Below are 25,130 nucleotides of genomic sequence, written 5' to 3'. Positions count from 1 at the left end.
TCATTCGTCCTCCAGCGGTCCGAGCAGCCCGGCTGTCGTCACCAGGCTGTGGGCAATGTCGCTGATCTTGCGGTTCTGGTTCATCGCTGTCTTGCGCAGCAGCGTGTAGGCCGCGTCTTCGCTCAGACCCCGCGATTTCATCAATATGCCTTTGGCGCGGTCGATGACCTTGCGGTTCTCGAGCTCGCTGCGCGCTTCTTCCAGTTCGCGCGCCATGCGCGAAAAGGCGTTGAAGCGGCTGACGGCCATATCGAGGATTGGCTTGACGCGTTCCTGCCTGAGACCGTCGACGACATAGGCGGACACGCCGGCATCGACCGCGGCCTCGATCGAGGCCTGGTCGGAGCGGTCGACGAACATCGCAATCGGCCGCTTCACCGCGCGCGACAGCTGGAACATGTTCTCCAGCATGTCGCGGTTGGGGTTCTCGAGGTCGATGACGATGACGTCGGGCTCGATCTCGGCGATGCGGCGCGCAATGCCCGCCACGTCGTGGACGACGGTCACCCGTTGATGGCCGGCCTCGCGCAGTCCCGCCTCGATGATCGAGGCGCGGATGCGGTTTTCGTCGATCACCAGGACGGCTAGGGAAGATCGGACCATGCCCCGCATTGTGGGCAAGGTCGCGGAATTGTGCAATGCGGCATAGCCAGTGCAGCGGAAAGGGTGTGGCCGCAGCTTACCGCATTGCAATCAGGCCACGCAGATGCGCCTCAGCGCGATCCGCGGGTCAGGTGCAGACACGAACCTCTTCGACCACCCTATGGTGGTGTCGCCAATGTTTGACCAGCTCGATGTGGCAGCGGTGATGCCTGTGATAGCGGCGGTATTCGCGGTCGCTGTAACGAACATCGCTGTCGTCGTTATAGCGATTGTCGATATAACGCTGGCGATCGTGATGGCGGCGCACGACGACCTCGCCATTATCATAGTCGTCGTCAGGCGAATATTGGGGCTCGTCGCCGGACTGGATGGTGACGCTCGCAGCCTGCGTCGGCGCAATGACGGAAGCCGAAGCGGCCAGCGCCATCATCGAGGCCAGGAAAAAGCTTCTCATGTCTCGTCCTCCTGTTGTTCAAGCCCTATCAACTCGCAAGAAGAGCCGCCGTTCCGACTCGGCCCTACACGCTTTCCAACGCGGTCGACATCAAGGCGTTATCGGTGTGCGGCTACAGGCGGACAAAGGCGGTCAGCGGCAGATGGTCGGAGGCGACCCGCGACAGCGGCGTGTCATGCGCTTCGACGGCCGCGATCATTCCGTGCCGGTTGGCCATGATGCGGTCGAGCGCCAGCAGGGGCAGGTTCGAGGGGAAGGTAGGAACAGCCGGCGGCAGCGGTCCAAACGTCAGATGCAGCGTGTTAAGCGCGGAGCGGTTTCCGAGGCGCCATTCGTTGAGATCGCCGAGCAGCAGCGTCGGCTTCTCGTCGGGGCTGTTCATGATATCCAGCACAACCTGTGCCTGCTGCGACCGCGAACGGCGCAGCAGGCCCAAATGCGCCGCGATGACGCGCAGGGACTGGCTTCCGTCGAGGTCAATTTCCGCCACCAGTGCGCCACGCGGTTCCAGCCCGGGAAGCCTGATCTGATGCACGTCGCGCACGACGCCCTTCTTGAAAAGCAAGACATTGCCGTGCCAGCCATGGCCCTTGCCGGTCGCCGAAATCGGCACCGGCACCAGGCCGGTTTCCAGTTCGAGCCGGGACAGGTCGAGAAGTCCGGTCCGGTCGCCGAAACGATTGTCCGCTTCCTGCAGGGCGATGACATCCGGGTCGATCTCGCGGATGACGCGGCTGGTGCGCTCGGGATCGAACTTGCGGTCGACGCCGATGCATTTGTGAACATTGTAGGAGGCGACCAGCGTTCCGGTGGCGTCCGCCTTGTTCGTCGACGTGGCATTGGCCTTGCGCATCCGCTTGTCGCGAATGGACAAAAGCATGCTTGCCGGCAGGCTGCGCCCGTTCACCCGCATCGTTTGCCCGCCATTCCTGCTGCTGTCACCGTGCACCTCAAAAGATAGAACCTTTCGGCATCTGTTCCACCGTTCACGTCAAGCTATCTGGCAAACACGTCCTTTTGTTAAAGATAGGGCGAGCCCAGCCACAGGATGCGATCGAACAGACGGATGACGAATGGCCGCGCCCTTAATGCTTCCAGCGTGACGGGGACGGCCGTCTCGATCGCCGCCGCGATCCGCTTTTCGACCTCGCTGGCGAAGCCGGCGTCGAGTACCTCCAGGTCGATCTCGAAATTGAGCCGCAGCGACCTGGCGTCCAGGTTGGAAGACCCGACATAGGCCCATGCGCCATCGATCGAAAGCAGCTTCGAATGATCGAAAGGTCCTTCCGTGCGCCAGACGCGGCAATAGTGCTTCAGAACCTGGTCGAACTGCGCCGTCATCGCACGGTCGACGAGGAAAAGATTGTTCACCGCCGGTACCACGATGTCGATTTCGACACCGCGTCTTGCGGCGGTCGTCAGGGCGCTGATCAGTTCGCGGTCCGGCAGGAAATAGGGCGACATGAGGCGGATCGATTTGCGCGCGACGGAGAAGGCGCCGATCAGCAGCTTGTGATTGGTCTCGACGCTGGCGTCCGGGCCGGACGCGACCGCCCGCACCAGCATGGGCGTGGCGGGCGCCGGCGACAGCGGGGCAATTCGCCAGGCATCGCCCTTCAGCGCCTCGTTGCTGGCGAAACGCCAATCTTCGGCGGCAACCGAAAAGAGGTCGGCTACCACTGGACCGGTCACGCGAAAATGCGTGTCCCTGGAACTGTTGGAGCCGGCAAACTCGGCGGAAAAGCCCTTGCGAATGTTCATGCCGCCGGTAAAGGCAACCGTGCCGTCGACCACCAGGATCTTCCGATGGGTCCTCAGATTGGCATAGGGCAGGTGCAGGCCCATGACGATGTTGCCGTTGAAGAGCCCGGCGGTGATGTCGGCGCCGCGCAGGTGGCCCAATATGCTTGGCACGGAATAGCGGGCGCCCACGGCGTCGATCAACACGCGCACGCTGACGCCGCGCCGGACGGCCCGGGCAAGGGATTCCACGAAGAGCAGGCCGACTGGGTCATTGTCGAAAATATAGGTTTCGAGGAGGACGCTGCGTTCGGCGCCGTCGATGGCCGCGCACATGGCGGTATAGGCTTCGTCACCTGTTTCCAGGACAGTGATCGCGTTTCCCGGATGGAGCGCGCGCCGCGCCACCCTGTCGCCCAGCGTCCTGAGGCCGATGAAGCGCAGCCCGTACCGTTCGACGATCAGGGCATCCTCGGCGGCAATGTCGCGGTCGTGCCTGGCGGACGCCAGATCGCCGGCAAGCGAGCGCTGCGCGCTGATCGAGGCGCGACGGATGCGGTTGATACCGGCCACGGCATAGATCAGCACGCCGAGGATCGGCGACAGCACCATCACGCCCACCCAGCCAGTAGCGGCCCGCACGTCCTCCTTGGTCATGACGGCATGGGCAATGCCAACGCTCGCGATCACCACCGAGATGATCGCCAGGATTTGAGGCCAGTGAGTCGCCAGGCTCTGCAGCATGGCCGGAACTATCCAGCGAGCGGATACAGAAGGCAATGCGGACGATCATTCGCCGCGTTCCCATGCGCCACGCGCTGCGGCCATTCATGATCGCGTCAGACCGCGCGGCCCTCGCCGTCGAAGAAGTGCAGGTGCGCGGGGGCTGCGTTCAGGCCGATCTCGACGCCGATCTCGGGCGCCGTCCCTTGATTGTGGATGACAAGGCAAGTCTGGCCTGCCTCCAATTCCACGTGGATGAGCGTGACGGCGCCGGTGTATTCGGCAAGCTTTACCTTGCCGCGCAGCGTGGCGGACGAAGGCTGGGCCAGCGACAGGTGCTCGGGCCGAATGCCGACCGAGACGGCCGTCGGGGGCACGGACGCCCCGTGGGTGATTGGCCGCCCATCGGCGAGCGGCAGGATGTTCATCTTCGGGCTTCCGATGAACTGGGCGACGAAAATGGTTCGGGGGCTGTCGTAGAGTTCGCGCGGCGAGCCGACCTGCTCGATCCTTCCGTCGCGCAACACCACGATCTTGTCGGCAAGGGTCATGGCCTCGATCTGATCGTGGGTCACGTAGATCATTGTCGTCGACAGGCGCTGGTGGAGTGCTGCGATCTCGGAGCGCATGTGCACGCGCAATTCGGCGTCGAGGTTCGAAAGCGGCTCGTCGAAGAGGAAGACGTCGGGGTTGCCGACGATGGCGCGGCCGATGGCGACGCGCTGGCGCTGTCCGCCCGACAACTGACGCGGGAAACGGTCGAGCAACGGCTCGAGCTTCAGCGTCGCGGCGGCTTCCGAGACGCGCCGGGCGCGCTCGCCGGCCGGCACTTTGCGGACCTTGAGGCCAAAACCCATATTGTCGCGGACAGTCAGGTGGGGGTAGAGCGCATAGGACTGGAACACCATCGCCACGCCGCGCCTGGCCGCCGGAACCTCGTTGACCAGCCGCCCGCCAATGTGGAGTTCGCCCTCGCTGATGTGCTCCAGGCCGGAGATCAGCCGCAACAGCGTTGACTTCCCGCACCCCGACGGGCCGACGAAGACCACGAACTCGCCATCTTCGATCTCGAGATCGACGCCACGGATGACCTCGACCGTTCCGAACCGCTTGCGGATGTCCTTGAGCAGAAGCTTTGTCATGACTCCCCTTATCCCTTGACGCCGGAGAGGGCGAAGCTCTCGATGATCTGGCGCTGGGCGATCAGATAGATGATGAGGATGGGAACCACGGCCAGGCTGGTCGCCGCCAACTGCAGGTTCCACAAGGGCAGGCCGTAGCTGTCGTTGAAGTTGGACAGCGCCAGCGGCAGCGTGAATTTTTCGAGCGAACTGAGGAAGATCAGCGGCTCGAGGAAGAGGTTCCACGAATGTAGGAAGGTGATGATCGCAACCGCGGCAAGCGCCGGCCGCGCCATGGGCAGGGCGATCTTCAACCAGACGCCGAACCGCGAAAGGCCATCCATCTTGCCGGCTTCTTCGAGTTCCCTGGGCAGCGCCAGAAAGAACTGACGCATCAGGAACGTCGCCACCACGCCCTGCGAGCCGAAGACCGGCAAAAGGATGAGCGGCCAGTGCGTGTCGATCAGGCCCATGGCGCGGATCAGGAAGAAGTTAGGGATGATGGTGACCTCTTCCGGCACCATCAGCGCCATCACCAGGAACAGCATCAACAGCCCGGCGCCGGCAAAGCGGATGCGCGCCAGCGCGTAGCCCGCGAGCGAGGCAATGAACAGGGTCAGCACCGTCACCGTTGCGGCGATATAGAGCGAGTTGAAATACTGCCGCGCGAAGGGCTGATAGGTGAACACTTCCGCGAAGTTCTCGAAGCGCCAGACGCGGGGAATGAGGGTCGGCGCGCCGAATATCTCGGTGGTGCTCTTGAAGCCGCCGGAAATCATCCACAGGAACGGGAACACGAAGGGCACGGCCAAAAGCAGCAGCGCCATGGTCCAGCAGATGCGATAGAGAATCTCGATCCGACGCGGGGTCACTCCATCTCCTTCCGCCGCAACATCACCTGCACGAGGGTGAGCGCCATCACGATGGCGAACATGATCAGAGCGAGCGCGGCCGCGTAGCCGACGTTGAAGAATTTGAAGCCTTGCTGATAGATGTAGAAGGCCAGCACCAGGGTGCCGTTTTCCGGGCCGCCGCCGGTCATCTGGTAGATGTGGTCGAACACCTTGAACGAGCCGATCGTCGTCAGCACCATGATGACCAGCGTCGTCGGCGCGAGCAGCGGCCAGGTGATCATGCGAAAGATCTGCCAGCGCGAGGCACCTTCCAGCGCGGCTGCCTCCTCGTAGTCGCGCGGTATCGACTGGAGCGCGGCGATGTAGAGGATCATATTGAGGCCGACCATCTTGATGACGCGGGTGACGATGACGGCCGCCATCGCCCAGTTGGGCTCGCGCAACCAGTTCGGGCCATCGATGCCGATCCAGGCGAGCATCTGGTTCACGGCGCCGCCTTCGCCCTGCAGCATGAATTTCCACACGATGGCCCAGGCGATCGCCGATGTGACCACCGGCGCGAAGAAAACCGTGCGGAAAAAGACGACGCCGAAGAACGGCCGCGAAAGCGCCAGCGCAAGCGAGAGCGCCAGCGCCATGTTCAGGGGAACGAGCCCCAGCGCGAAGATCACGGAATTGCGCACGACATGCCAGAAGTCGGGGTTTTCCAGCAGCGCATTCTGGAAATTGCGAAGCCCGACGAAGGTCGCCTGCTGGCTGAGCAGGTTCCACTCGGTCGTCGAATAATAAAAGATGGCGACCAGCGGCCCAAGGAAGAAGACCAGGAAGCCGATCAAGGTCGGGCTGACGAACAGCCACGCCTCCAGCATCTCCCTGGCTTTCAAGCTCAGCCACGGCGCGCTGGCAGGGCGCGCCGCATTGTCTCGGGATACCATGCCGGCCATGAACCGAAAACCTGTCAGAGCAATGGCTGAATGGCGGCGCAGACGCCCTTCAGCGCCTCCTCGACATTGGCGTCGGCCCGCCACAGCGCGTCGACGCGCGGCGCCATCGCGGCGAATATCTGCGGCACATGCTCATGCGAAGGGTGAACGCGGCCGTTGACGATCGCTGCGGCGACGCTTTTCATCTGCTGCGGTGGGATCAGCTTGTTGGAGTTGACGAAGGCGTCGCTCTCCAGGACGCTCTTGCGGGCCGGCGGAAAGAATTGGGCCATGATGGCTACATTGTCCTTGCTGGTCATGTCGGCCACCAGTTGCGCGGCAAGCTCCTTGTTCTTGCCGGATGCAAAGACGGTCAACGCGGCCTGGCCGATGACCGGAGCCTCGCCGGCGGGTCCCGAAGGCAAGGGGGCGATGCCCCATTTGAAGCCCGCCTCAGGCATCTTCGAGGCTCGCGAGATCTGGTTCACGGTCATCGCCGAATTGCCGGAGAAATAGTCGCCCTGCTCTCCCGGCGGCACGATCGACTTGTCCTTGAACACCATGTCGTGGAGTTGCTTGATGGCGGCTACCGCCTCCGGCTTGTCGAGGCCGCACTGGCCGTCGGCCCACAGATCGCCGCCGTAAGCGCGAACGGGCGGCAGCAAGGCATGCGTCATGCGCGATGCGTAACCTTCGCCATCCTTGAACTCGAAGCCCCATTTGCCTGGATTGGCCTCGGTGATCTTCTTGGCGACTTCCTGGAATTTCTGCATGTTCCACTCGCCTTTCGCGGCAAGCTGGTTGGGGTCTTCGACACCCGCTTTGTCGAACATGTCCTTGTTGTAGTAGATCAGGAACGGCGAGGTGGAGAAGGGCACGCCGTAGACCTTGCCGTCCTTCTGCCAGAGCGCCATGGCCGGCTCGGAGAAATCGTCGAAATCATATCCCTGCGTCGCCTTGAGAGGCGGGCCGATGTCCATCAGCAGCCCGGCGTTCTCGAAGGCGGGTGCGGCATCCTCCATCATCCAGGCGATGTCGGGGGCGTTGCCGCCGGCGACCTGGAAGGTGAGCTTCTGCGTGTAGTCGGCGACCGGAACGGTCTCGAATTTCACCGTCACACCCGGATGCTTGGCGATGAAGCCCCCGGCGATGCCGTTCAGCATCTTGAGATGGGCTTCACTGCCGGTCCACACGGTCACCCGCAGTTCCTGGGCCAGTGACTGCGCCGACAGGGTGCACAGCGCCAGGGCCGATATTGCAAGCTTCATTGCGGTCTTCATGGTTTCCTCCCGAAACGCTGATGGTCCAATCAACAACTGCGGTGCGCTACGAACGGCCCGACAGGCGGCTTGTCATGCTGTTGTCCCCGGCAGCGCGCCGGGCGCGTCGCCGATCGTCCAGCCGCCGTCGACGGGCAGGTCGGCCCCGGTGATGTAGCGGGCGGCGTCGCTGCACAGAAAAACGAAGGCGCCGACGAGGTCGTCGGCCTGGCCGTGGCGGCCGGCGGGAATCTTCGCCGCGACCGCCTGGCGAAAGGCGACGTCCCGGTAGCGCTCGGCCGTTGCCTCCGTCTCAATGGCGCCGGGCGATACCACATTCATGGTGACGCCATGCGACGCGACATCGCGCGCCATGGCGCGCATCGCCGTCAGTTGCGCCGCCTTCAGCGAGGCATAGACGATCGTCTCGGCGCGCGGACGCCTCGCCATCACGCTGCCGGTCGCGACCACGCGTCCCCATCCGCGCTTGGCCATGGCGGGAACGAGCCGCGTGGCCAAGGTGAGCAGGGCCGTGAAGTTTGCCGCCACATGGGCCTGGATATGGGCCTCGTCGACCTCGTTCCATGCACGGCGCCGCTCGATCGCCGCGTTCGCGACGAGAATGTCGATGGGGCCGGCGCCGGCGGCTTCATCGGTAAAAGCCGACATTGACTTGCTATCGGTGAAATCGGCCTCGAGAACCACGGTGCCCGGGCCGATGACCGCCGCCGTGTCGCGCGCGCCGACGGCGTCGCCGAAGTGATGCAGCGCGACGCTGGCGCCATGCTGCGCCAGGGCAATCGCAACCGCGCGCCCGATGCCGGAGTTGGCGCCGGTCACCAGCGCCCGCCGTCCGGCAAGGGAAAAACGGTCCTTGCTCACGGCGACGGCTCCCCGAGCTTGCCGGCCACCTCGAACGAGGCGATGTCGGCCGCGTCGAAATGCTCGTGAATGCGCCGGTCCGCGAGATCGGTGTCGCCCGCCACGATCGCGTCGTAGATCGCCTGGTGCCGTTCGACGGTGGCCCGCCAATCCGCTTCCGTGCGGTTGGAGCGCTGGGAGAACAGTTCCGAAACCTCGCGTTGGACCGACCGCATCCCTTCCATCTGGATGCGGATCATGGAGTTGCCCGTGGCCGTCGCGAGGCCGAGGTGGAACAGAATGTCGGCTTGCGTGAAATCGCCGGGCCTGCCGATGCCGGCATGCATGTCGAGCACGGCCTGGCGCATCATTTCCAGGCCGCGCGGATCGCGGCGCTCGGCAGCCAGCCTGGCTATGCCAACCTCGATGACGCGGCGCATCTCGTTGGCTTCCTGAAGCCGCGTCAGGCTTGAACGGACCGCATAGGCGTAGATGCGCTCCATCGGCTCGCCGCTGAGCGCCTTGGCGCGGGCCACCTTTCCTTGCTGCGTCGAAACGAGGCCCGCGCTGGTCAACTGGCGCAACGCCTCGCGGGCGATGGGCTTGGAGACGCCGAATTCCCTGGCGATCTCGCCTTCCGGCGGCAGCGCTTCACCAGGCGCGATGCGTCCGTCGAACAACGCCGCGGCGATCGCGTCCGAAACGCCGTCCGCGAGGCGGGAAGGGCTCGCGAGTTTCGCGGCGAAAATCGGCTTTCGTGCTGCGTCCAGGGGCATTCGGGATCCTTTCCGCGGATCACTAGCACGGTTTCCTCAAACATAGCAACTAAGTTTTTTGGTTGCTAAGTTTACAAGTGAGAGCTATGAGGGCGGTGCGAGAGGACAAGGGAGAAATCTGGAGCCGATGCACGTGAGCGATCCAATCGCGGCGGGGCCGCTGAAGATTGCCGAGGTGATTGCCCATCCCCTCAGCCAGACATTGCCCCGGCCCACGGTCACGTCCTGGGGCGTCTATGAAAAGGTCTCGCTGGTCCTGGTCGAAGTGCGCACGAGCGAGGGCATTGTCGGCGTCGGCGAAACCTTGGCGCGGTTCTCGCCCAAGGCTTATGTCGAGCTGATCGAAAGCTCGCTCAAGCCGCGCTTGCTCGGCCAGGACGCGCGCAACATCGGCGCCCTGTGGCAGTCCATGCGCCGCGCGCTGTCGGGCAGGGCAGGCGGCATGCTGATCGAGGCCATCGCCGGCGTGGACATCGCGCTCTGGGACATACTGGGCAAGGCGACTGGACAGCCGGTCGCGAAGCTTCTCGGCGGTGTCGGACGCGACCGCATCGACGTCTACGCCGCCGCGGTCAACTGGGTCGATGACGATGCCGCCGATGCTGAACTCGATCGTTATGTCGGCGAGGGCTTTACGCGCATCAAGGTGAAGATGGCGCGGCCTGTGCGCGACGCCTGCAAACGGATCGAGCGCATCCGCAAGCGCGCCGGCGATGCGATCGGGCTCTGCGTCGATGCGAACTGGGCCTACAATCTGGACGAGGCGGTCGAGGTGGGCCGTGTGCTTTCGGCAAACGGCTATTTCTGGTTCGAGGAGCCGCTGCAACCGGAAAACGAGCAGGGCTATGAGGAACTGCGCCGGCGCTGCGACGTGCCGCTGGCTGCGGGCGAGAGCAATTTCACATTGGACCAGGCGCAGCGCCTGATCGCCAACCGGACGCTGTCCGTGCTGCAGCCCGACGTGGCGCGCGCGGGCGGCATCTCCGAGACGCGTCGCATGGCCGACTACGCCGCCGCGCATGACGTCCGCTATGCGCCGCATATCGGCATGTCGGGCATTGTCTGCGAGACCGCAAGCGTCCATCTGGCAGCCGCGATGCCGAACTTCGGCGTCATGGAGTGCGAGTGCGACGCCAGCCCGTTCAAGACCAGTCTGGCCGATCTCGCGCCCGGTTGCGTCAGGCAGAAGAACGGCACGCTCGACGTCCCGCAGAAACCGGGGCTGGGCATCGAGATCGACTGGGACGCCGTCAAGAAACTGAAAGCCGGATGAGGCCGAGATGAAGAACCAGGCTCCAAACCAGGGCGCTGACCTCGCCGAGGCGATGCGGCTGGCGTTGTTGCGCGCGGACCCCGCGCTCAGCCGCTTCGACCCGCTGCCGCGGATATTGTCGTTCGACAATTTCGCGCGCGGTCATTGCGGCTGGTCGCAGCTTGTCGGCAACTACGAGGACGATCTCGACACGATGCTGCCGGGCTACGCGCAGCACACCAGCGCCATGCTCTCGACGCTGGCGCACTGGGACGCCGGCTCGCATGGCGGGATGGATTCATCCTATGCCCTGAAGATCGCGACACGCCCGGTGGCGGGGGCCCGCAACGTCGCCATCAAACGCCACACATTCAGGAAGCGCGGGCCGATCCGTTTCGAAATGTATTTCACCTTCAAGCCCGAAGCCAACACGTTGAAGCTGTCCGAAACCGATGTGCGCTCCGTCGGCTTCCTGTTCGACCTGCAAGGCGGAGACCAGGACGGCAACAGCGGCAACGATCGCGTCATGCCGCATCTGCGCTTTCTTAACGCGCTCGACGGCCAGCATCTGCAGAAATGGCAGTACAAGCGCGAGACCGAAAGGATCGTCCCGATCGGCACCGACGACAAAACGATCAGCCACTATCATCTGTCGCCGGAGGGCTGGCTCGATCTTCCCGGCGGATCGCAGCGCCTGTGCTACAACGAGATCCCCACCAAGGTGAATTGGACTTATCTGTGCTTCGATTTCGATCTGGAATCGATGACGGCGCTCGGGCTGCGCTGCAACGATCGCAGCTTCGACCTCTCGGGATTTGATTCGATCCGCATTCCGGCGATGAAGAACCTGTGGTGCATGCTCAATTTCGGCCTCTTCGCTGAAACCGACGTTGCCAAACGGGCCTTTCTCTATGTCGACTCCATCTGCATTTCCGGAGACTTCTGATGCTGCCCGAGAACATCACCGCGGTCGTCTCGCGCAACGAGCGCTGGCGCGGCGAGGCCGCCAGCGAGCCTTATGAGGCAGGATGGGCGCGCGAGGCGATCTTCTTCGTGCGCGCGTTGAAGCAACCTGTCGGCCCTGCGGCAACGGCGTGGGTCGAGATCTCGCCGGATGGAATGCACTGGCTGCGCGAAGGCACCGAGTTTGTCATGCCGGCCGAGCGCGACGGCGTGGCAATGGCGCGGCTTAGCCATTTCGGCAACTGGCTACGCGTCGCGGCGCGTTTCGACAGCGGCGCGGAGTGCAGCGTGCTCGTGACGCTGCACCTGAAGGCCTGAACACGCCGCGCCGGAAACCTCGCCGCCGGCCACCTCTTATCGGTTCACGGAGACATCATGATCGACCCATACGCCACATTTTCCCAGGACAGCTTCGCTGGCAAGACCGTGCTGGTGACCGGCGCCGCGAGCGGAATGGGTTTCGAGACCGCCCGTGCCTTTCTCTCCAAGGGCGCCGAGGTGGTGATGTGCGACCGCGATGCGGAGGGGCTGGCCAAGCGCCATGACGAACTGAGCGGAATGGCCGGGACGCGGCACAAGGTGGTGGCCGACATGGGTGACCCCGACAGCATCGGGCGCATGTTCGACTATTGCGACACCAGGCTGGCGCGGCTCGACAATGTCGTCACCTGCGCGGCGATCATCACGGCCAAGAGAATCGCGGAGCAGGATTGGGCGCACTGGCAGCGCGTCCTCGGTGTCAATCTGCTGGGCACGTTCTTCACCGTCCAGGGGGCGGTGCAGCGCATGCAAGGCAATGCCGGCGGGGGGAATATCGTGTGCGTGGCCTCAGACGCCGGCGTGCATGGCGGCGGCGGGCTCATCGCCGACACAGCCTATGCGGCGTCCAAGGCCGGCACGCTGTCGCTGGTGAAGTCGGTTGCGCGCGAGTTGGCGGGAAAGAAGGTGCGCATCAACGCCCTCAATCCGGGGCCGACCGATTCGCCGATGCATTCCCATATCGACCAGGCTCTCAAGGACCGCATCGCGGCCAATTTGCCGATGCGCCGCATGGGCCGGCCCGACGACATGGCCGCCGCGATCCTGTTCCTCTGCTCAGACGCCGCGAGTTTCGTCTATGGTGCGGCCCTCGACGTTGATGGGGGCTCGATGTTCCGTTGACCGGCACAGAGCCATGCCGACCGGCGTTGGCCACCGGTCACCGCGCCTGTGAAAGGGTAAACTGTCCTAAGCGCTCTCAGAACCTCACTTGCCTTGAAAACCGAAGGTCCGGCGAAGGTTCTCCTCAGGCGGAAACGCCGCCTCTGCCCGTCTTGACCCCCGCCATCCAGGGTATGGAGGTCGAGACGTCTTCAAGGATCCTGGCCGAGCGGGCAAAGCCGGCAAAGGCATCGCGCGCCAGCGAGACGGGGACATGGCCGTCATAGGCGCGTTGGCATGCGCGCAGGGCGGTTTCGAAAATCGGACCTCTGCGGTTCCGAGGCCAATTCTGCAGAAAGTCGAATGCATCTTCGAGGCACGCTACTTCCTCGATCATGAAGTCCCCGTTCTTCACCAGAACGGGCTGGTCGAACATCTTGTCGTTCATGAACCTCCTCCATTGGCTGGATGCTTTTTTGAGGGTTGGCGCCAACCCCTTCATTAGAGCAGTTCATCGTTTCACGAGACGCCGAACTGCTCTAACTGTTTGTTTCCACGTAATATCCAGGGAAAGCGGTATGCGCTTTTCCCTGCATTGCTCTAGGCTGCTTCAGGTTCCGGCAGGGAAAATGCCCCGCCACCGCCTGCCTTCGGCGGGATCGCCGCGCAGACCGGGCTAGGAGGTGGATCGTCATCATCGTCTTCACCTCGGATGCCCGCGATCCAGCGGGACCAACTCCCTCGACGGAAGCGGCCGAAAGAACGCCGCTGCGATGGAGACGCAGCCCTATGCGGCGGATTTCCTTGCTCGCGCTCATCCAGTGCCTTCAGCGCGCGAAGAATCTCATCCACATTCATGACCGAGCCATCATCCAGTCTGCGCAGCGACGGAGCGTCGTCAACCGCATGCCTGTCCGAGGCCCATGAGGCAAGCAAGGCACGCTTCGCCGCAAGGCTCATGGTTGAGCAGTTGAGGACGTCGCCGGGGTTTTTCGCCAACGACGAGACGTCGATGCGGGTCGGTCTTCTTGCGCCGGTTTGAAGAAAGATATCAGCTTCGCTTGTCATCTCCGTTCTCCGCAATCTTGGCTTCCCGGCGTTGCCGGGAGGCGGACCGCAGGTTGTTGCCACGTCCTACGCCGCCTTGCGCGGCATATCCTGGCGTATCGAGTTCGTTGTATTCTTGGGGTCGCGGACGCCAATCTCGATGCGACGCGGCTTGAGTTCGTCGGGAACCTCACGCACGAGGTCGATGGCGAGCAAACCGCAGTTCAGCGTCGCAGCCTCCACTCTCACGTGGTCGGCCAGCTTGAAGGCCTGTCTGAAATTGCCTATCGCAAGGCCTTGGTGGAGAACTTGCCGCTGCTCAGTATCGGGCTTCTTGCGTCCAGTGACATACAGTTCGGCGCCGTTCTGCACGAGTTCGATCTCGTCCAGGTCATAGCCTGCTACCGCCATGGTGATGCGGTAGTCGTTCTCACTCTTCTTTTCGATATTGTAGGGGGGCCAGTCCGAGCGAACGCTGCTGTCGAGCATGTCGAAGAGACGGTCGAAGCCGACCGTCGTGCGGTAAAGGGGTGTATAATCCACGCTTCTCATAGCCATATCCTCCGAAAAGCAACATGGAACGCCGCGCATGCCGCGACGTTTTTCGCCGAGCCGAAGCCTCGACGCGAAACGATTTGGGAATGGCCAAAAATCTCTTCAAGAGGCGTCCCAAAAAATTTTTGATGCTGGGTTTCCGTGCAAAAACAGTGGCTTGCGGTAGTTTCGGCCGCACAACACTTTACTCTCGCAACAGCAGGATCTGCCCCGAAGCGGTACATGCCCGGGACTCCCGCGATGGTCGGGCGCCGATAGCGATCGCGCGGACTCGGTAGAAGTACCCCTATGCAGCGTCGCCGTCGCCATCCGGTCGCAGGGGGGCGAGACCGGCTGTGCCTACGCCTCCTCGGAAACTTCGCTCATCATGGACTTCAGCGGTTCCTCGCCGACATTGTCCTCGATCTGGTCGTGTCCAGGTGTGTCCGGCAGCGCCTTGCGGAAATTCCTTGCATAATCGGGCGGCATCCTGGGCGGCATCATCGGCTCATAGGCGTCCACCACCGCCTCGATAATCACGGGTCCCTGGGTGGCGAAGGCCGCCTCCAGCACACCCTCGACCTCTTCCGGCCGCGAGACGCTGTAGCCGATGCCGCCCATGGCCTCGGCGGCCATGGCGAAATCGATCGGCTGCAGCTCGCAGCCAAATTGCGGATTGCCAAGGAACATCATCTGCTCCCAGGCGATCTGGTTCAGCATGCCGTTCTTGAGCACGAGGACCTTGAGCGGAATGCCGTGCCGAACCGCGGTCGAGAATTCGCCGAGTTGCATGGCAAGCCCGCCATCGCCAACCACCGCGAAGATCGGGCGGCCCGGAAAGGCAATGCCGGCGGCGATCGCATAGGGAAGGCCACAGGCCATAGAGGCGAGCGCTCCAGAAACCCCGAACGCCTGTCCGGCCTTCATGTCGATGTGCCTAGCAGCCATCTCGGTATTCTGTCCTGAATCGGCTGCCAGGATCGCGTTCTCGGGCATACGCCTGCCGAATGCCTTGACCACGAGTTGCGGCTTCAGCGGCACATCCGGCCTGGCTTCGGATAACGCCATCGCGTCGCGCCAGCGGGCCATTTCCCGCCGTGCCTTTTCCAGGAACGAGCGGTCGCTCTTGCGCTCGAGGCGTTCGTTGAGAAGGCGCAAGGTTTCGGCGGCATCGCCGACGAGCCCTGCCTCTACGGGGTACCGCAGGCCGATCCTCTGCGCGTCACGGTCGATCTGGACGCCGCGCGCCTTGCCAGGTTCGGGATAGTATTCGATGTAGGGAAACGTCGATCCGACAATCAGCAGGGCGTCGCATTCGCTCAGCGCATCCTGCGAGGCGCGGGTGCCGAGAATGCCGATGCCGCCGGTCGTATTCGGATGGTCGTCGGGCAGCACGGCTTTGCCGAGCAGCGCCTTCGCGACGGGGGCCGCCAGCAGGTCCGACGCGCGTTCGAGTTCTTCGCGTGCGCCGAGTGCGCCGCGCCCGGCCAGGATGGCGACCTTTTTTGCCGCGTTGAGAATCTCAACCGCCTGGTCGAGCTGGTCGGCGGCCGGAAGCCGGCTGCCTTCGAACCAGCGATCGGGGGTGTGCGAGGGCCGGTTTCGCTTCGAGCGGTCCGCCTCGGGCAACTCGTTTTCCTGGACATCGCTGGCAATCGACAGATGGGCGACGCCGCGCCGGGCAAGGGCCGAGCGGCAGGCGAGACCGGCCAGGTTTTCCATATGGGCGGCATCGGAGACCTGTGCGTTGAAGATTGCGACATCGTTGAAGGCGCGGGTCAGGTCTACGTCCTGCTGCGTAAAAGTCTCGATGAGGTCGTGGAACTGCATGCCGGTGATGGCAAGCACGGGAGCCTGGTCGAGCTTGGCGTCATAGAGCCCGGTAAGGAGGTGTGTGCCCCCAGGTCCCGAGGTGGCCAGGCAGACGCCCAATCTGCCGGTCCATTTGGCATAGGCGCACGCCATGAAGGCTGCAGATTCCTCGTGCCTGACCTGGACGAACCGGATGCGGTCCTGACGGGTGCGCAACGCCTCCATGATGCCGTTTATGCCGTCGCCCGGCAGGCCGAAGACGACCTCCACTTTCCAGTTGATCAGCGTGTCGACGAGTATTTCGGCAGCGTTGGGCATGGCGGATTTCCTTCATTGAGCGCGACGGTTTCTAAAACCGTTCGCTTGAGGGGAGCTTCAGGAGTTCGTGTCGGGATCGAAGCAGAGCTGCCGCACGTCCTCGGGCAGCGCCCATAAAACCTGACGGCAAAACCATCGGTGGCGAGGAAAGTTTCATGCCCGGGTGAAATTTCGTGGCTCCGGCAGCTCTCCGCGAGGCGGTGTACCGGCCGCCCGCCATTTGCTACCCACGATCACGACGGCCGGAGTGTCCGCAGCGTGATCGAATAGCGATGCTCCGTCAGCGGCGGTATGCTGTGCTCCCACTCGGTTCGGGAGGCGCCGGTCATCAGGTATGCGGATCTCGGCTCGACGATAACGGTTTCGCGGTCCCATTTCGCACCGTTCCTGCGGCGCAGGCGGAAACTGCAAGCAGCCAACAGCGACACGCCGGCGACAATGCCGAAGTGCGGCTTGTCGCGATGCCATCCGATGCCGGCGCCCGGCCGATATTCGTTGATGAGGACCTGCACGAAATCGGTGGCAGGCCGGCCGGCAAAGCCGGCTACCTTGTCCCTCAAGGGCAGCAAGAAACCTGGTATGGGCGGCGCCTCCATCACCTGGCGCCGCTCATAGTCGTAGCGCAGGCCGAAGCCTGCCACGCGTCTATTGGCGAGATAGCCGTGGAAATCGAATGGCTGGAAGGACAGGCTCTCGAGCTCCCGCACCAGTTCAGCTTCCTGCGCCGGCGTGATCAGTTCGGGCCGGTAACGAAATCCTTCCGGCAAGCTGTCGGGCGCACCAAAGAGGTCGTCCTGGCGAGGGTTCGTGGGATTGCTGGATCCGGGCGATGGCATCGCCTTTAGATGGTGAAATCCGCAGCTGAGGCAAGATTTCCCCGGCCAGCCGCGTGGGGCGGCTCGCATTTCATGGGAACCTCGACTTCGCTGTCGGATTATTCAATGCGGGCGGGACGCATCGTATTTCACCAGCTTTGCCAAGGAGAAACTCGTGGGGGCAATGCGTAGCCAGCCTGAACAAGGAGAGCTCGATCTTATCGACCGTTATTGGCGGGCGGCGAATTTTCTGTCGGTCGGACAGATCTACCTGATCGACAATCCGCTGCTGAAAGAGCCGTTGCGGCCGGAGCATATCAAGCCTCGCCTGCTTGGCCACTGGGGCACCACGCCCGGCCTGAACTTCATCTACGCCCATCTCAACCGCATCATCCGGCAGCGGGATGCCGACGTGATCTACATCTGTGGCCCAGGCCATGGCGGACCGGGGATGGTCGCCAATACCTATCTCGAAGGCACCTACAGCGAAATCTATCCCGAGGTCAGTCGCGACGAGGATGGGCTGCGCAAGCTCTTTCGCCAATTCTCCTTTCCGGGTGGCATCCCGAGCCATGCGGCCGCAGAAACGCCCGGGTCGATCCACGAGGGCGGCGAACTCGGCTATGCGTTGGCTCATGCCTATGGCGCCGCTTTCGACAATCCCGGGCTCGTCGTCGCTTGCGTGATCGGCGACGGCGAGGCGGAAACGGGGGCGCTGGCAGCCTCCTGGCATTCGAACAAGTTCCTCAATCCAATCCATGACGGCGCTGTCCTGCCGATCCTTCACCTCAATGGCTACAAGATCGCGAATCCGACGGTGCTCGCGCGGATCGACCCACAGGAGTTGCGAAGCCTTCTGGCCGGGTACGGCTATGAACCTTTTTTCGTCGAGGGCGACGATCCGCCCGCGATGCACCGGCTGATGGCCGAAACACTCGATACGGTCTTCGATCGCATTGGCGAAATCCAGAGGGAAGCGCGCGAGACCGGCAGAGTGGATCATCGTCCTCGCTGGCCGATGATCGTGCTGAGAAGCCCGAAGGGCTGGACCGGCCCGAAGGAGCTGGACGGCAAGATGGTCGAAGGTTTCTGGCGCGCGCACCAGGTGCCGATCACCGATCCGCGAAACGATGCAGGCCATCTCGCAGCTCTGGAAAGTTGGATGCGCGGCTATCGGCCCGAGACGCTTTTCGATGAAGCGGGCAGGTTTCGAAACGAGCTTCAGGCTCTGGCGCCGGACGGCGAGCGGCGCATGGGCAGCAATCCGCACGCCAATGGAGGGATACTCAAGCAGGAATTGCAATTGCCGGACTTCCGCCGCTTCGCGGTTCCGGTACCGAAACCCGGCGGCGCGAGGGCCGAGGCGACGAAGCTCATGGGAGCATTCATCGAGGAGGTCGTACGGTTGAATGCCGATGCCCGCAATTTCAGGCTCATGGGGCCGGACGAGACATCGTCCAACAGGCTGGATGCGGTGTTCGACGCGACCGAGCGCGTCTGGATGGAAAGGATCGAGCCTTATGACGAGCATCTGGCGCGTGACGGCCGCGTCATGGAGGTGCTGAGCGAACATCTTTGCCAGGGCTGGCTGGAAGGATACCTGCTGACCGGCCGGCACGGCCTCTTCTCATGCTATGAGGCGTTTATTCACATAGTCGATTCCATGTTCAACCAGCACGCCAAATGGCTGAAGGTCTCGCGTGAACTTGCCTGGCGGCGGCCGATCGCGTCGCTCAACTATCTGTTGACCTCCCATGTGTGGAGGCAGGACCACAATGGCTTCAGCCACCAGGATCCCGGCTTCGTCGATCTCGTCGCCAACAAGAAGGCGGATATCGTGCGCATCTACTTCCCGCCGGACGCCAATACGCTGCTCTGGGTCACGGATCATTGCCTGCGAACCTACAATCGGGTCAACGTGATCGTTGCCGGCAAGCAGCCGGCTCCCCAGTGGCTGCCGATGGAGGACGCCATACGTCATTGCGAGGCCGGCATCGGGATCTGGGATTGGGCGGGGACCGAGCGTGGAGGCGAGGATCCCGACGTGGTGATGGCGTGCGCGGGAGACGTGCCGACGCTGGAGACACTCGCGGCTGTCGACCTTCTTCGCCGGGCGATACCGGATCTCGCGATACGCGTCGTCAATGTGATGGACCTGATGGCGCTGCAGCCCAAGGAGCAGCATCCACACGGCCTGGCGGACGCGGAATTCGACAGGCTGTTCACGACCGCCAGGCCGGTGGTCTTCGCCTATCACGGCTATCCCTATCTCATTCACCGGTTGACTTATAAACGGGCCAATCATGAGAATTTTCACGTGCGCGGTTTCAAGGAGGAGGGCACGACGACCACCCCGTTCGACATGGCGGTGCTAAACGAACTGGACCGCTTCCACCTTGCCATCGAGGCGATCGACCGGGTTCCGGGGCTGAGCGCAAGGGCAGCGGATGCGAGGGCCCGATTTGCCGACGGCCTGAGCGAACACACGCGTTATGTCCGCGAACATGGCGAGGACATGCCGGAGATCCGGAACTGGGCCTGGCGCGGCAGTGCGGGCGCGGCGGATGATTGAGGCCACGCCCGCCGGGGAGTGCCGCTCGTGACGGGCGCAATACTCGCCCTCAATGCGGGCTCGTCCAGCCTGAAGTTCGGCCTGTTCGAAGCCGGATCGCAAGAGGGGCCAGTGCTCAGGCTGAGCGGCGCGTTCGAAGGCCTGGACGACGGGCCAAGCCTCACCGCCAAGGACGCGTCGGGCAAATCCATCGTCAAACGCTCCGTCAAGCCCGCAAGCCCGGCCGTAGAGGTTCTCCTGCGGGACTTGTTCGATGTCCTCGATCCGTATCTTGCGCGGGCTCCGCTGAGCGCGGTCGGCCATCGCATCGTCCACGGCGGCGAGCGGTTTTCGGCTCCGGTCGTGCTGACCGGCGAGATCGTCGAGGCGCTCGACTCGCTGGCCCCGATGGCACCGCTCCACCAGCCGGCCGGTCTGGCGCCGGTTCGCGCGATCTCCAAACTGCTGCCCGGCCTGCCGCAGGTCGGTTGCTTCGATACCGCCTTTCACCGCATGCTGGAGCCGCCCGTTAACCGCTATGCGCTTCCGCGCGAGTTCGAGGAAAGCGGGATCCGCCGTTACGGCTTCCACGGCCTTTCCTACGAATTCGTCGCTGGCCAGCTGCAGGCGCTTTCGCCCGGACTCCTCGGCAAGCGTTGCGTGGTCGCGCATCTCGGCAGCGGATGCAGCCTGTGCGCCATGCGCGAAGGCAGAAGTCTCGACACCACCATGGGGTTCACCGCGCTTGACGGCTTGATGATGGCCACGCGGCCGGGCGCCATCGACCCCGGCGTGCTTCTCTACCTTCAGCAGGCGCGCGGCATGTCCGTGAATGAGTTGGAGACCTTGCTCTACCACAAGTCCGGCCTGCTCGGCGTTTCGGGAGTGTCGGCAGATGTGCGGACCTTGCTTGGCAGCAAGGATCCTCGTGCGGCAGAGGCAATCGATCTCTTCACGTTTCGGATCGCCCGCGAGATCGCGGCGATGGGAGCCACGCTCCAGGGCTTCGAGGCGCTGGTGTTCACGGGAGGGATCGGAGAGCATTCCTGGCAGATCCGTGAAGCGGTTTGCGAGCGCCTGCGATGGCTGGACGTGTTGCTCGACCCGCATGCGAACCGGTCGGGAAAAGGGCGGATCACCGGCGAGGGCAGCGCGGTCGAGGTTTACGCAATCGCCACTAACGAAGAATTGATCATCGCCCGCCAGGTGCTGGCGACCGTGCCGATCTGACCGCTGAACTCGGTCCGCGGCGACCCGCCGGGACCATCAGGCAGGAACCTCCGGCCTTGGGGATTGTTTATGGGCCAACCAAGAGTTGATATGGAAGGACTTCCTCATGGCAAGGGAGAATCCGGCTTCCACGGCCAGCATCGCCGGCCATCCCATCCATCCGATGCTCGTGCCCATTCCCATCGCCTGCTTCGTCGGCGCATTGCTGACAGACCTGAACTACTGGCGGACGGCGGAGATGATGTGGGCGAATTTCTCCGCCTGGCTGCTGACGGTCGGCGTGATCGTCGGCGTGCTGGCCGCCATTGCCGGCCTCACCGACTTCCTGGGCGATCGCCGGGTGCGCGCACATAAAACCGCGTGGCTGCACATGCTGGGCAATGCGCTGGCGCTCATACTCTCCTTCTTCAACATGCTCATACATACCCGTGATGCCTGGACCTCAGTCCTGCCGACAGGCCTGATCCTGTCGGCGCTGGTGGTACTCATCCTGATATTTACCGGCTGGCTGGGCTGGGGCCTTGTCTACCGCCACCACGTGGGAGTGGCCGATGAAACCGTTTGATCGATCCGGCAAGCGACGCGCTTCTGGTACAGGGCTTGCGTTCCTTTGTTTTGCGATGCTCGGCGCCGCGGGCTGCAGCGACGATGCCGCCGACCCAAGCACTCAGATAGGCCCTAACCCGAATTTGCCGGAGATAAAGCAATATCTGTTCCCGCCGATGCATCTTGCATCCGTGGTCGGCTGGAAGAAGGATGAAACGCCGACGGTAGCGCAGGGCCTTCAGATCCATGCGCTGGCGACCGGGCTTCAGCATCCGCGCTCGCTCTACATCCTGCCGAACGGCGATGTGCTGGTCGTCGAATCGAAGGCCCCGCCGGAACCGCCAGCCAACCGGCCGAAGGATATCGTGATGGGCCTGATCGAATCGCTTGTCACCTCGGGCGGCGATACGGGACCGAGCAACCGCATCACCTTGCTGCGTGACAGCAATGGTGACGGCGTGCCTGACGTCCGGGATGTGTTCCTTGATCACCTGAATTCGCCCTTCGGCGTCGCCCTGGTGGGAAACGACCTCTACGTTGCCAACACCGACGCGATCATGCGCTACCCCTACAAGCCAGGCGACACCAAGATCACCGCGCCGGGCGTCAGGTTGACGGAATTGCCGGGCGGCCCGATCGATCATCATTGGACCAAAAGCCTCGTCGCCAGTCCGGACGGTTCGTTGCTCTATGTCGGCGTCGGTTCGAACAGCAACATCACCGAAAACGGCATCGGCGCGGAAAAGGACCGCGCCGCAATCTGGCAGGTGGACAGGGCCACCGGGCGATCGCGCATTTTTGCCAGCGGATTGCGCAATCCGAACGGCTTGAGTTTCGAGCCGCAGACAGGAGCACTCTGGACCGTCGTCAACGAGCGCGATGAACTTGGGCCAAATCTGGTTCCAGACTACATGACATCGGTGAAGGACGGCGGCTTCTACGGCTGGCCGTACAGCTACTACGGCCAGCATGTCGATCCCCGAGTAATGCCACAGCGCCCGGATCTGGTCGCCAAGGCGATTGTTCCCGATTATGCGCTGAGTTCGCATGTGGCACCGTTGGGCATGGCTTTCTACACGGGAACCAGCCTGCCGCAGACATACCGGGGCGGCGCCTTTGTCGGCGAGCACGGCAGCTGGGACCGTCCCGGGCTGAATGGCTATAAAGTCGTCTTCGTGCCATTCAGCGGTGGCCGCCCGAGCGGCATGGCTCAAGACGTCGTCACAGGTTTCCTCAACGATCAGGAGGAGGCGCGTGGTCGGCCGGTCGGCGTTGCCATCGACAAAACCGGAGCGCTGCTGATCGCGGACGATGTCGGAAACACAGTGTGGCGCGTCATACCTTCGGGGTAATGATTGCCGCGTCAGGCATGTCGCTCTCCCGCCGGTCGGCCATCAAGCTCGGTCCGCCTTCGTCCCTTTGGCAGGATGGTCACGAAATATTACGTGAGGGAACGTCGGTGCCGAAATCTGCATTTTCCGGGGGAGACAACTGTCGTCTCGAAATTGGACTGAAGGAGAATTAGCATGCCCAATCAAGGTGGTAGCCACGAGCAACATGTGAAGGCAGGCCAGCAGAGCCACAAGAACACGGAAAACAAGAACCGCCAGCAGCAACAGGCCGCGGGCAACGATGAGCGGCAACAGGGCGACGGCTCCAACATGCGGGGCGGCTCGCACGAACAACATGTAAGAGCGGGCCAACAGAGCCACAAAAATCGCTAGAGGATTTCGGCCAGACGCTGACCTCTCATGACGTGAGAAGGCCCATCCCGAGGAATCGGGATGGGCCTATGTCTGCCCAGGTTCAAGATCAGTCCGCGGGAGCAGTGTAACGGCGGCCAATGGCTTCGGCGATGGCGGCGCGGCTCTCCTGCATATCCGTGCCGGTATCCGCTTCTATGTCCGCCACCTCGTCGGCGAGGTTCTCGTCCTTGATCTTGCTGCGGAACCATTTCGAATAATCACCGGCGCGCAGGTGATGTTCCCAGGTGCGATCGTCGATGCCTTCGGCGATGTGAAGGAACATCATCAGGTTCTGCGCTTTCAGGTTAAGCGCTCCGTCCGGCCCCCGGAAATAGAAGCTGTTGTCGCCAAGGTCGCCCTCGGCATATTTGCGCATGTGCCGCTTGCGAACCTGGCTGGGCCGTTCGACCTTGACCGTCCTGATCGGCTCGCCCGACGATCGTTTCCAGAACAGGACTTCGTCCTTAGGAGGCGGCACGGCGCCGTCGGGAACGTCGATGCCGAGCGTGGCACAAAAGCTTGCGACGATCTTGTCGGCTTCCGGTCCAAGCGCCAGAACGGTTTCGACGCCAGCCAGTACGTCGCGCGAAACCAGATCGGGGTGCACGGTGATCAGGATGGTCGCGGGGAGGGTCTTGGGCAGCGCGAAAGACGCGCCGTCGCGGGCCCGGGGCAAAAGATGATGCGCCTCATCGATGATCAGCCAATGCGGTCGGCCGGTGCGCGCGCGAATGCTGGCCATGTCCGGCAGCAGCTTGGCAAAATTGCCAGGCCGTTCGGCGGTCTTCAGCCCCAGCATGTTGACAGCGACATTGTTGGTTGGCTTGGACAGAAGATCGAAGACCTCACGCGAGATCGGCGGGGTCTTGGCGTCGCCAACCACCACCACATTCTCGAGTTCCTGATAGTCGCCTTCGGGGTCGAGAACGCAAAACTGAAACCCCTTCTCGACAAAGCGCTCGGTCAACGCGGTGGCAAGCGTGGATTTGCCGATACCGGACGTGCCGGCCAGCAGCACGCCGCCGCCATGCGGTGAAAGGTGCACCTGCGCGCCCGCTCTGTCGGTTCCCACCTCCACGTGTTGGCGAGCCGTCTCCACGAAGCCGGCATCGCGCGATATGAGCTGTTCGATCAGTTCCACCACGCCGGCACCTCGAGGGCTGGCTGTGACGAAATCCGCCGTCTCCTTAACGGTCGGCAATGCGTTGGCTACGGCGACCCCGAAACCGACAGCGCGCAGGAATGCATGGTCGTTCTGGGCATCGCCGACGCCGACGACGTTGTGGGCGGAAAACCCCAATTCCTCGAGCGCGCAGGCAAGGCCGGTGGCCTTGTTGACCCCGCTTGGCAACACCATCACCGCGCCCTTGTTGAAGATGATCTCGAGCTCAAGTCCAAGCTCCTTGATCTCCGACAGCACGGCGGCTTCCTGTGGTTCCCAGGTGGCCACGACGCAGCGTCCGACCGACAGCGGCGCGACCCCGCGACGCTTCAGCCGGTCGACAAATTCGGCCGGGGGCGCCGGCGCCAAAAGCCGTTCCTTCTTCGAAGCGGGCGTATAGAGCAGCGCGCCGTTTTCGGCGACCACCCTGTCGAAGATGTCGAGTGCCGGAAAGACCCGCTCGAGATCGGCAAGCTCGCGGCCGGTCACCATGATCAGCTTGCGGCCCGTCTGCTTCAGCCGTTCGAGCGCGGCATAGGTCGCATCGGAGACGGCCCCGTCTTCGGCGAGCGTGCCGTCATAGTCTGTCGCTAGGGCAAGAACATACATCCTGGATATCGTCTGCGCTTGAAACCAGACACCCCGATCGCCCGAAGGCAGCTTCGGCTGGTCCGGGCTAACGGCGCCGGATGGCGTTGGTT

At 63.2% G+C, this 25,130-nt stretch carries 25 protein-coding genes; 9 read left to right on the top strand and 16 right to left on the bottom strand.

Features of this window, described 5'->3' with window-relative positions; genetic code table 11:
* From LB566_RS07285 to LB566_RS07240, 10 genes are all read right to left on the bottom strand, one after another.
* On the bottom strand, window positions 1–603 hold the full coding sequence (locus tag LB566_RS07285) for an ANTAR domain-containing response regulator (RefSeq protein ID WP_224623891.1): 603 nt from the start codon (window positions 601–603) through the stop codon (window positions 1–3).
* Window positions 604–730: 127 nt separating this feature from the next.
* Window positions 731–1,057 (bottom strand): hypothetical protein, encoded by a 327-nt coding sequence (locus LB566_RS07280; RefSeq protein WP_224623890.1) that lies wholly within the window; start codon window positions 1,055–1,057, stop codon window positions 731–733.
* A gap of 112 nt (window positions 1,058–1,169) precedes the next feature.
* On the bottom strand, window positions 1,170–1,970 hold the full coding sequence (locus tag LB566_RS07275) for an endonuclease/exonuclease/phosphatase family protein (RefSeq protein WP_140549708.1): 801 nt from the start codon (window positions 1,968–1,970) through the stop codon (window positions 1,170–1,172).
* A 107-nt stretch (window positions 1,971–2,077) separates the two neighbouring features.
* The gene (locus tag LB566_RS07270; RefSeq protein WP_224623889.1) at window positions 2,078–3,541 is read right to left on the bottom strand and encodes a phospholipase D-like domain-containing protein; all 1,464 of its coding nucleotides are present in this window, start codon (window positions 3,539–3,541) and stop codon (window positions 2,078–2,080) included.
* 95 nt (window positions 3,542–3,636) lie between these two features.
* Complete coding sequence (locus LB566_RS07265) at window positions 3,637–4,662, bottom strand: ABC transporter ATP-binding protein (RefSeq protein ID WP_140549710.1); 1,026 nt, start codon at window positions 4,660–4,662, stop codon at window positions 3,637–3,639.
* A gap of 8 nt (window positions 4,663–4,670) precedes the next feature.
* Window positions 4,671–5,513, bottom strand: a complete 843-nt coding sequence (locus LB566_RS07260; protein WP_224623888.1) for a carbohydrate ABC transporter permease — start codon at window positions 5,511–5,513, stop codon at window positions 4,671–4,673.
* Window positions 5,510–6,430 carry a sugar ABC transporter permease gene (locus tag LB566_RS07255; protein ID WP_318012831.1) on the bottom strand — a complete coding sequence of 307 codons (921 nt, stop codon included), beginning with the start codon at window positions 6,428–6,430 and terminating at the stop codon, window positions 5,510–5,512. Before LB566_RS07255 ends, LB566_RS07260 begins: the two co-directional genes overlap by 4 nt.
* 23 nt (window positions 6,431–6,453) lie before the next feature.
* Window positions 6,454–7,698 carry an ABC transporter substrate-binding protein gene (locus tag LB566_RS07250; protein ID WP_224623886.1) on the bottom strand — a complete coding sequence of 415 codons (1,245 nt, stop codon included), beginning with the start codon at window positions 7,696–7,698 and terminating at the stop codon, window positions 6,454–6,456.
* A gap of 72 nt (window positions 7,699–7,770) precedes the next feature.
* The gene (locus LB566_RS07245; protein ID WP_140549713.1) at window positions 7,771–8,559 is read right to left on the bottom strand and encodes an SDR family NAD(P)-dependent oxidoreductase; all 789 of its coding nucleotides are present in this window, start codon (window positions 8,557–8,559) and stop codon (window positions 7,771–7,773) included.
* Window positions 8,556–9,314 carry a FadR/GntR family transcriptional regulator gene (locus LB566_RS07240; RefSeq protein ID WP_140549714.1) on the bottom strand — a complete coding sequence of 253 codons (759 nt, stop codon included), beginning with the start codon at window positions 9,312–9,314 and terminating at the stop codon, window positions 8,556–8,558. The genes LB566_RS07245 and LB566_RS07240 overlap by 4 nt, the downstream gene beginning before the upstream one ends.
* A 133-nt stretch (window positions 9,315–9,447) precedes the next feature.
* On the opposite strand from LB566_RS07240, the gene LB566_RS07235 reads away from it, so the two are divergent.
* From LB566_RS07235 to LB566_RS07220, 4 genes are all read left to right on the top strand, one after another.
* Window positions 9,448–10,587, top strand: a complete 1,140-nt coding sequence (locus tag LB566_RS07235; protein WP_224623885.1) for a mandelate racemase/muconate lactonizing enzyme family protein — start codon at window positions 9,448–9,450, stop codon at window positions 10,585–10,587.
* Window positions 10,588–10,639: 52 nt separating this feature from the next.
* Complete coding sequence (locus LB566_RS07230; protein ID WP_224624118.1) at window positions 10,640–11,512, top strand: DUF6772 family protein; 873 nt, start codon at window positions 10,640–10,642, stop codon at window positions 11,510–11,512.
* Entirely contained in the window at window positions 11,512–11,847 is a 336-nt protein-coding gene (locus LB566_RS07225; RefSeq protein WP_224623884.1) for a hypothetical protein, read from the top strand. Before LB566_RS07230 ends, LB566_RS07225 begins: the two co-directional genes overlap by 1 nt.
* A 135-nt stretch (window positions 11,848–11,982) precedes the next feature.
* On the top strand, window positions 11,983–12,690 hold the full coding sequence (locus LB566_RS07220) for an SDR family NAD(P)-dependent oxidoreductase (protein ID WP_411910462.1): 708 nt from the start codon (window positions 11,983–11,985) through the stop codon (window positions 12,688–12,690).
* 124 nt (window positions 12,691–12,814) lie between these two features.
* Here LB566_RS07220 and LB566_RS07215 read toward each other — a convergent pair whose 3' ends face one another.
* The 5 genes from LB566_RS07215 to LB566_RS07195 form a co-directional block, all read right to left on the bottom strand.
* Entirely contained in the window at window positions 12,815–13,117 is a 303-nt protein-coding gene (locus LB566_RS07215; RefSeq protein WP_224623882.1) for a DUF982 domain-containing protein, read from the bottom strand.
* Between the two features lie 152 nt (window positions 13,118–13,269).
* Window positions 13,270–13,737 (bottom strand): hypothetical protein, encoded by a 468-nt coding sequence (locus LB566_RS07210; protein WP_224623881.1) that lies wholly within the window; start codon window positions 13,735–13,737, stop codon window positions 13,270–13,272.
* 66 nt (window positions 13,738–13,803) lie between these two features.
* On the bottom strand, window positions 13,804–14,268 hold the full coding sequence (locus LB566_RS07205; protein ID WP_140549720.1) for an Hsp20 family protein: 465 nt from the start codon (window positions 14,266–14,268) through the stop codon (window positions 13,804–13,806).
* Window positions 14,269–14,610: 342 nt separating this feature from the next.
* Window positions 14,611–16,380: a thiamine pyrophosphate-dependent enzyme gene (locus LB566_RS07200; protein WP_224623880.1), complete on the bottom strand. Its 1,770-nt coding sequence runs from the start codon at window positions 16,378–16,380 to the stop codon at window positions 14,611–14,613.
* A 233-nt stretch (window positions 16,381–16,613) separates the two neighbouring features.
* On the bottom strand, window positions 16,614–17,216 hold the full coding sequence (locus LB566_RS07195; protein ID WP_224623879.1) for an alpha-ketoglutarate-dependent dioxygenase AlkB: 603 nt from the start codon (window positions 17,214–17,216) through the stop codon (window positions 16,614–16,616).
* A gap of 163 nt (window positions 17,217–17,379) precedes the next feature.
* Between LB566_RS07195 and LB566_RS07190 the strand changes: the two genes are divergently transcribed.
* The 5 genes from LB566_RS07190 to LB566_RS07170 all read left to right on the top strand — a co-directional run bounded on the left by LB566_RS07190 (window position 17,380) and on the right by LB566_RS07170 (window position 23,246).
* Window positions 17,380–19,767, top strand: a complete 2,388-nt coding sequence (locus LB566_RS07190) for a phosphoketolase (RefSeq protein WP_224624117.1) — start codon at window positions 17,380–17,382, stop codon at window positions 19,765–19,767.
* Between the two features lie 27 nt (window positions 19,768–19,794).
* Entirely contained in the window at window positions 19,795–20,976 is a 1,182-nt protein-coding gene (locus tag LB566_RS07185) for an acetate/propionate family kinase (RefSeq protein WP_224623878.1), read from the top strand.
* 106 nt (window positions 20,977–21,082) lie between these two features.
* Window positions 21,083–21,541, top strand: a complete 459-nt coding sequence (locus tag LB566_RS07180) for a DUF2231 domain-containing protein (protein ID WP_224623877.1) — start codon at window positions 21,083–21,085, stop codon at window positions 21,539–21,541.
* Window positions 21,542–21,596: 55 nt separating this feature from the next.
* Window positions 21,597–22,874, top strand: a complete 1,278-nt coding sequence (locus LB566_RS07175) for a PQQ-dependent sugar dehydrogenase (RefSeq protein WP_224624116.1) — start codon at window positions 21,597–21,599, stop codon at window positions 22,872–22,874.
* A gap of 174 nt (window positions 22,875–23,048) precedes the next feature.
* A complete protein-coding gene (locus LB566_RS07170; protein ID WP_224623876.1) occupies window positions 23,049–23,246 on the top strand; it encodes a hypothetical protein in 198 nt (65 codons plus the stop codon).
* A gap of 88 nt (window positions 23,247–23,334) precedes the next feature.
* On the opposite strand, the gene LB566_RS07165 is transcribed toward LB566_RS07170, so the two are convergent.
* On the bottom strand, window positions 23,335–25,038 hold the full coding sequence (locus LB566_RS07165) for an HAD family hydrolase (RefSeq protein ID WP_224623875.1): 1,704 nt from the start codon (window positions 25,036–25,038) through the stop codon (window positions 23,335–23,337).
* Window positions 25,039–25,130 lie beyond the last annotated feature (92 nt).

The organism is Mesorhizobium sp. CA13 (assembly GCF_020165235.1).
Taxonomy (GTDB): Bacteria; Pseudomonadota; Alphaproteobacteria; order Rhizobiales; family Rhizobiaceae; genus Mesorhizobium.
The sequence above is the reverse complement of the archived record's forward strand: the minus strand, read 5'-3'. Positions and strand labels throughout refer to the sequence as shown.

Coding starts and splice junctions, on each gene's coding strand:
- LB566_RS07175 (WP_224624116.1), top strand. CDS start 21,597: ATGCTCGGCGCCGCGGGCTGCAGCGACGATGCCGCCGACCCAAGCACT.
- LB566_RS07170 (WP_224623876.1), top strand. CDS start 23,049: ATGCCCAATCAAGGTGGTAGCCACGAGCAACATGTGAAGGCAGGCCAG.
- LB566_RS07205 (WP_140549720.1), bottom strand. CDS start 14,268: ATGAGAAGCGTGGATTATACACCCCTTTACCGCACGACGGTCGGCTTC.
- LB566_RS07275 (WP_140549708.1), bottom strand. CDS start 1,970: ATGCGGGTGAACGGGCGCAGCCTGCCGGCAAGCATGCTTTTGTCCATT.
- LB566_RS07240 (WP_140549714.1), bottom strand. CDS start 9,314: ATGCCCCTGGACGCAGCACGAAAGCCGATTTTCGCCGCGAAACTCGCG.
- LB566_RS07215 (WP_224623882.1), bottom strand. CDS start 13,117: ATGAACGACAAGATGTTCGACCAGCCCGTTCTGGTGAAGAACGGGGAC.
- LB566_RS07255 (WP_318012831.1), bottom strand. CDS start 6,430: ATGGTATCCCGAGACAATGCGGCGCGCCCTGCCAGCGCGCCGTGGCTG.
- LB566_RS07250 (WP_224623886.1), bottom strand. CDS start 7,698: ATGAAGACCGCAATGAAGCTTGCAATATCGGCCCTGGCGCTGTGCACC.
- LB566_RS07225 (WP_224623884.1), top strand. CDS start 11,512: ATGCTGCCCGAGAACATCACCGCGGTCGTCTCGCGCAACGAGCGCTGG.
- LB566_RS07230 (WP_224624118.1), top strand. CDS start 10,640: ATGCGGCTGGCGTTGTTGCGCGCGGACCCCGCGCTCAGCCGCTTCGAC.
- LB566_RS07270 (WP_224623889.1), bottom strand. CDS start 3,541: ATGCTGCAGAGCCTGGCGACTCACTGGCCTCAAATCCTGGCGATCATC.
- LB566_RS07210 (WP_224623881.1), bottom strand. CDS start 13,737: ATGACAAGCGAAGCTGATATCTTTCTTCAAACCGGCGCAAGAAGACCG.
- LB566_RS07285 (WP_224623891.1), bottom strand. CDS start 603: ATGGTCCGATCTTCCCTAGCCGTCCTGGTGATCGACGAAAACCGCATC.
- LB566_RS07200 (WP_224623880.1), bottom strand. CDS start 16,380: ATGCCCAACGCTGCCGAAATACTCGTCGACACGCTGATCAACTGGAAA.
- LB566_RS07180 (WP_224623877.1), top strand. CDS start 21,083: ATGGCAAGGGAGAATCCGGCTTCCACGGCCAGCATCGCCGGCCATCCC.
- LB566_RS07165 (WP_224623875.1), bottom strand. CDS start 25,038: ATGTATGTTCTTGCCCTAGCGACAGACTATGACGGCACGCTCGCCGAA.
- LB566_RS07265 (WP_140549710.1), bottom strand. CDS start 4,662: ATGACAAAGCTTCTGCTCAAGGACATCCGCAAGCGGTTCGGAACGGTC.
- LB566_RS07280 (WP_224623890.1), bottom strand. CDS start 1,057: ATGAGAAGCTTTTTCCTGGCCTCGATGATGGCGCTGGCCGCTTCGGCT.
- LB566_RS07195 (WP_224623879.1), bottom strand. CDS start 17,216: ATGCCATCGCCCGGATCCAGCAATCCCACGAACCCTCGCCAGGACGAC.
- LB566_RS07190 (WP_224624117.1), top strand. CDS start 17,380: ATGCGTAGCCAGCCTGAACAAGGAGAGCTCGATCTTATCGACCGTTAT.
- LB566_RS07220 (WP_411910462.1), top strand. CDS start 11,983: ATGGGTTTCGAGACCGCCCGTGCCTTTCTCTCCAAGGGCGCCGAGGTG.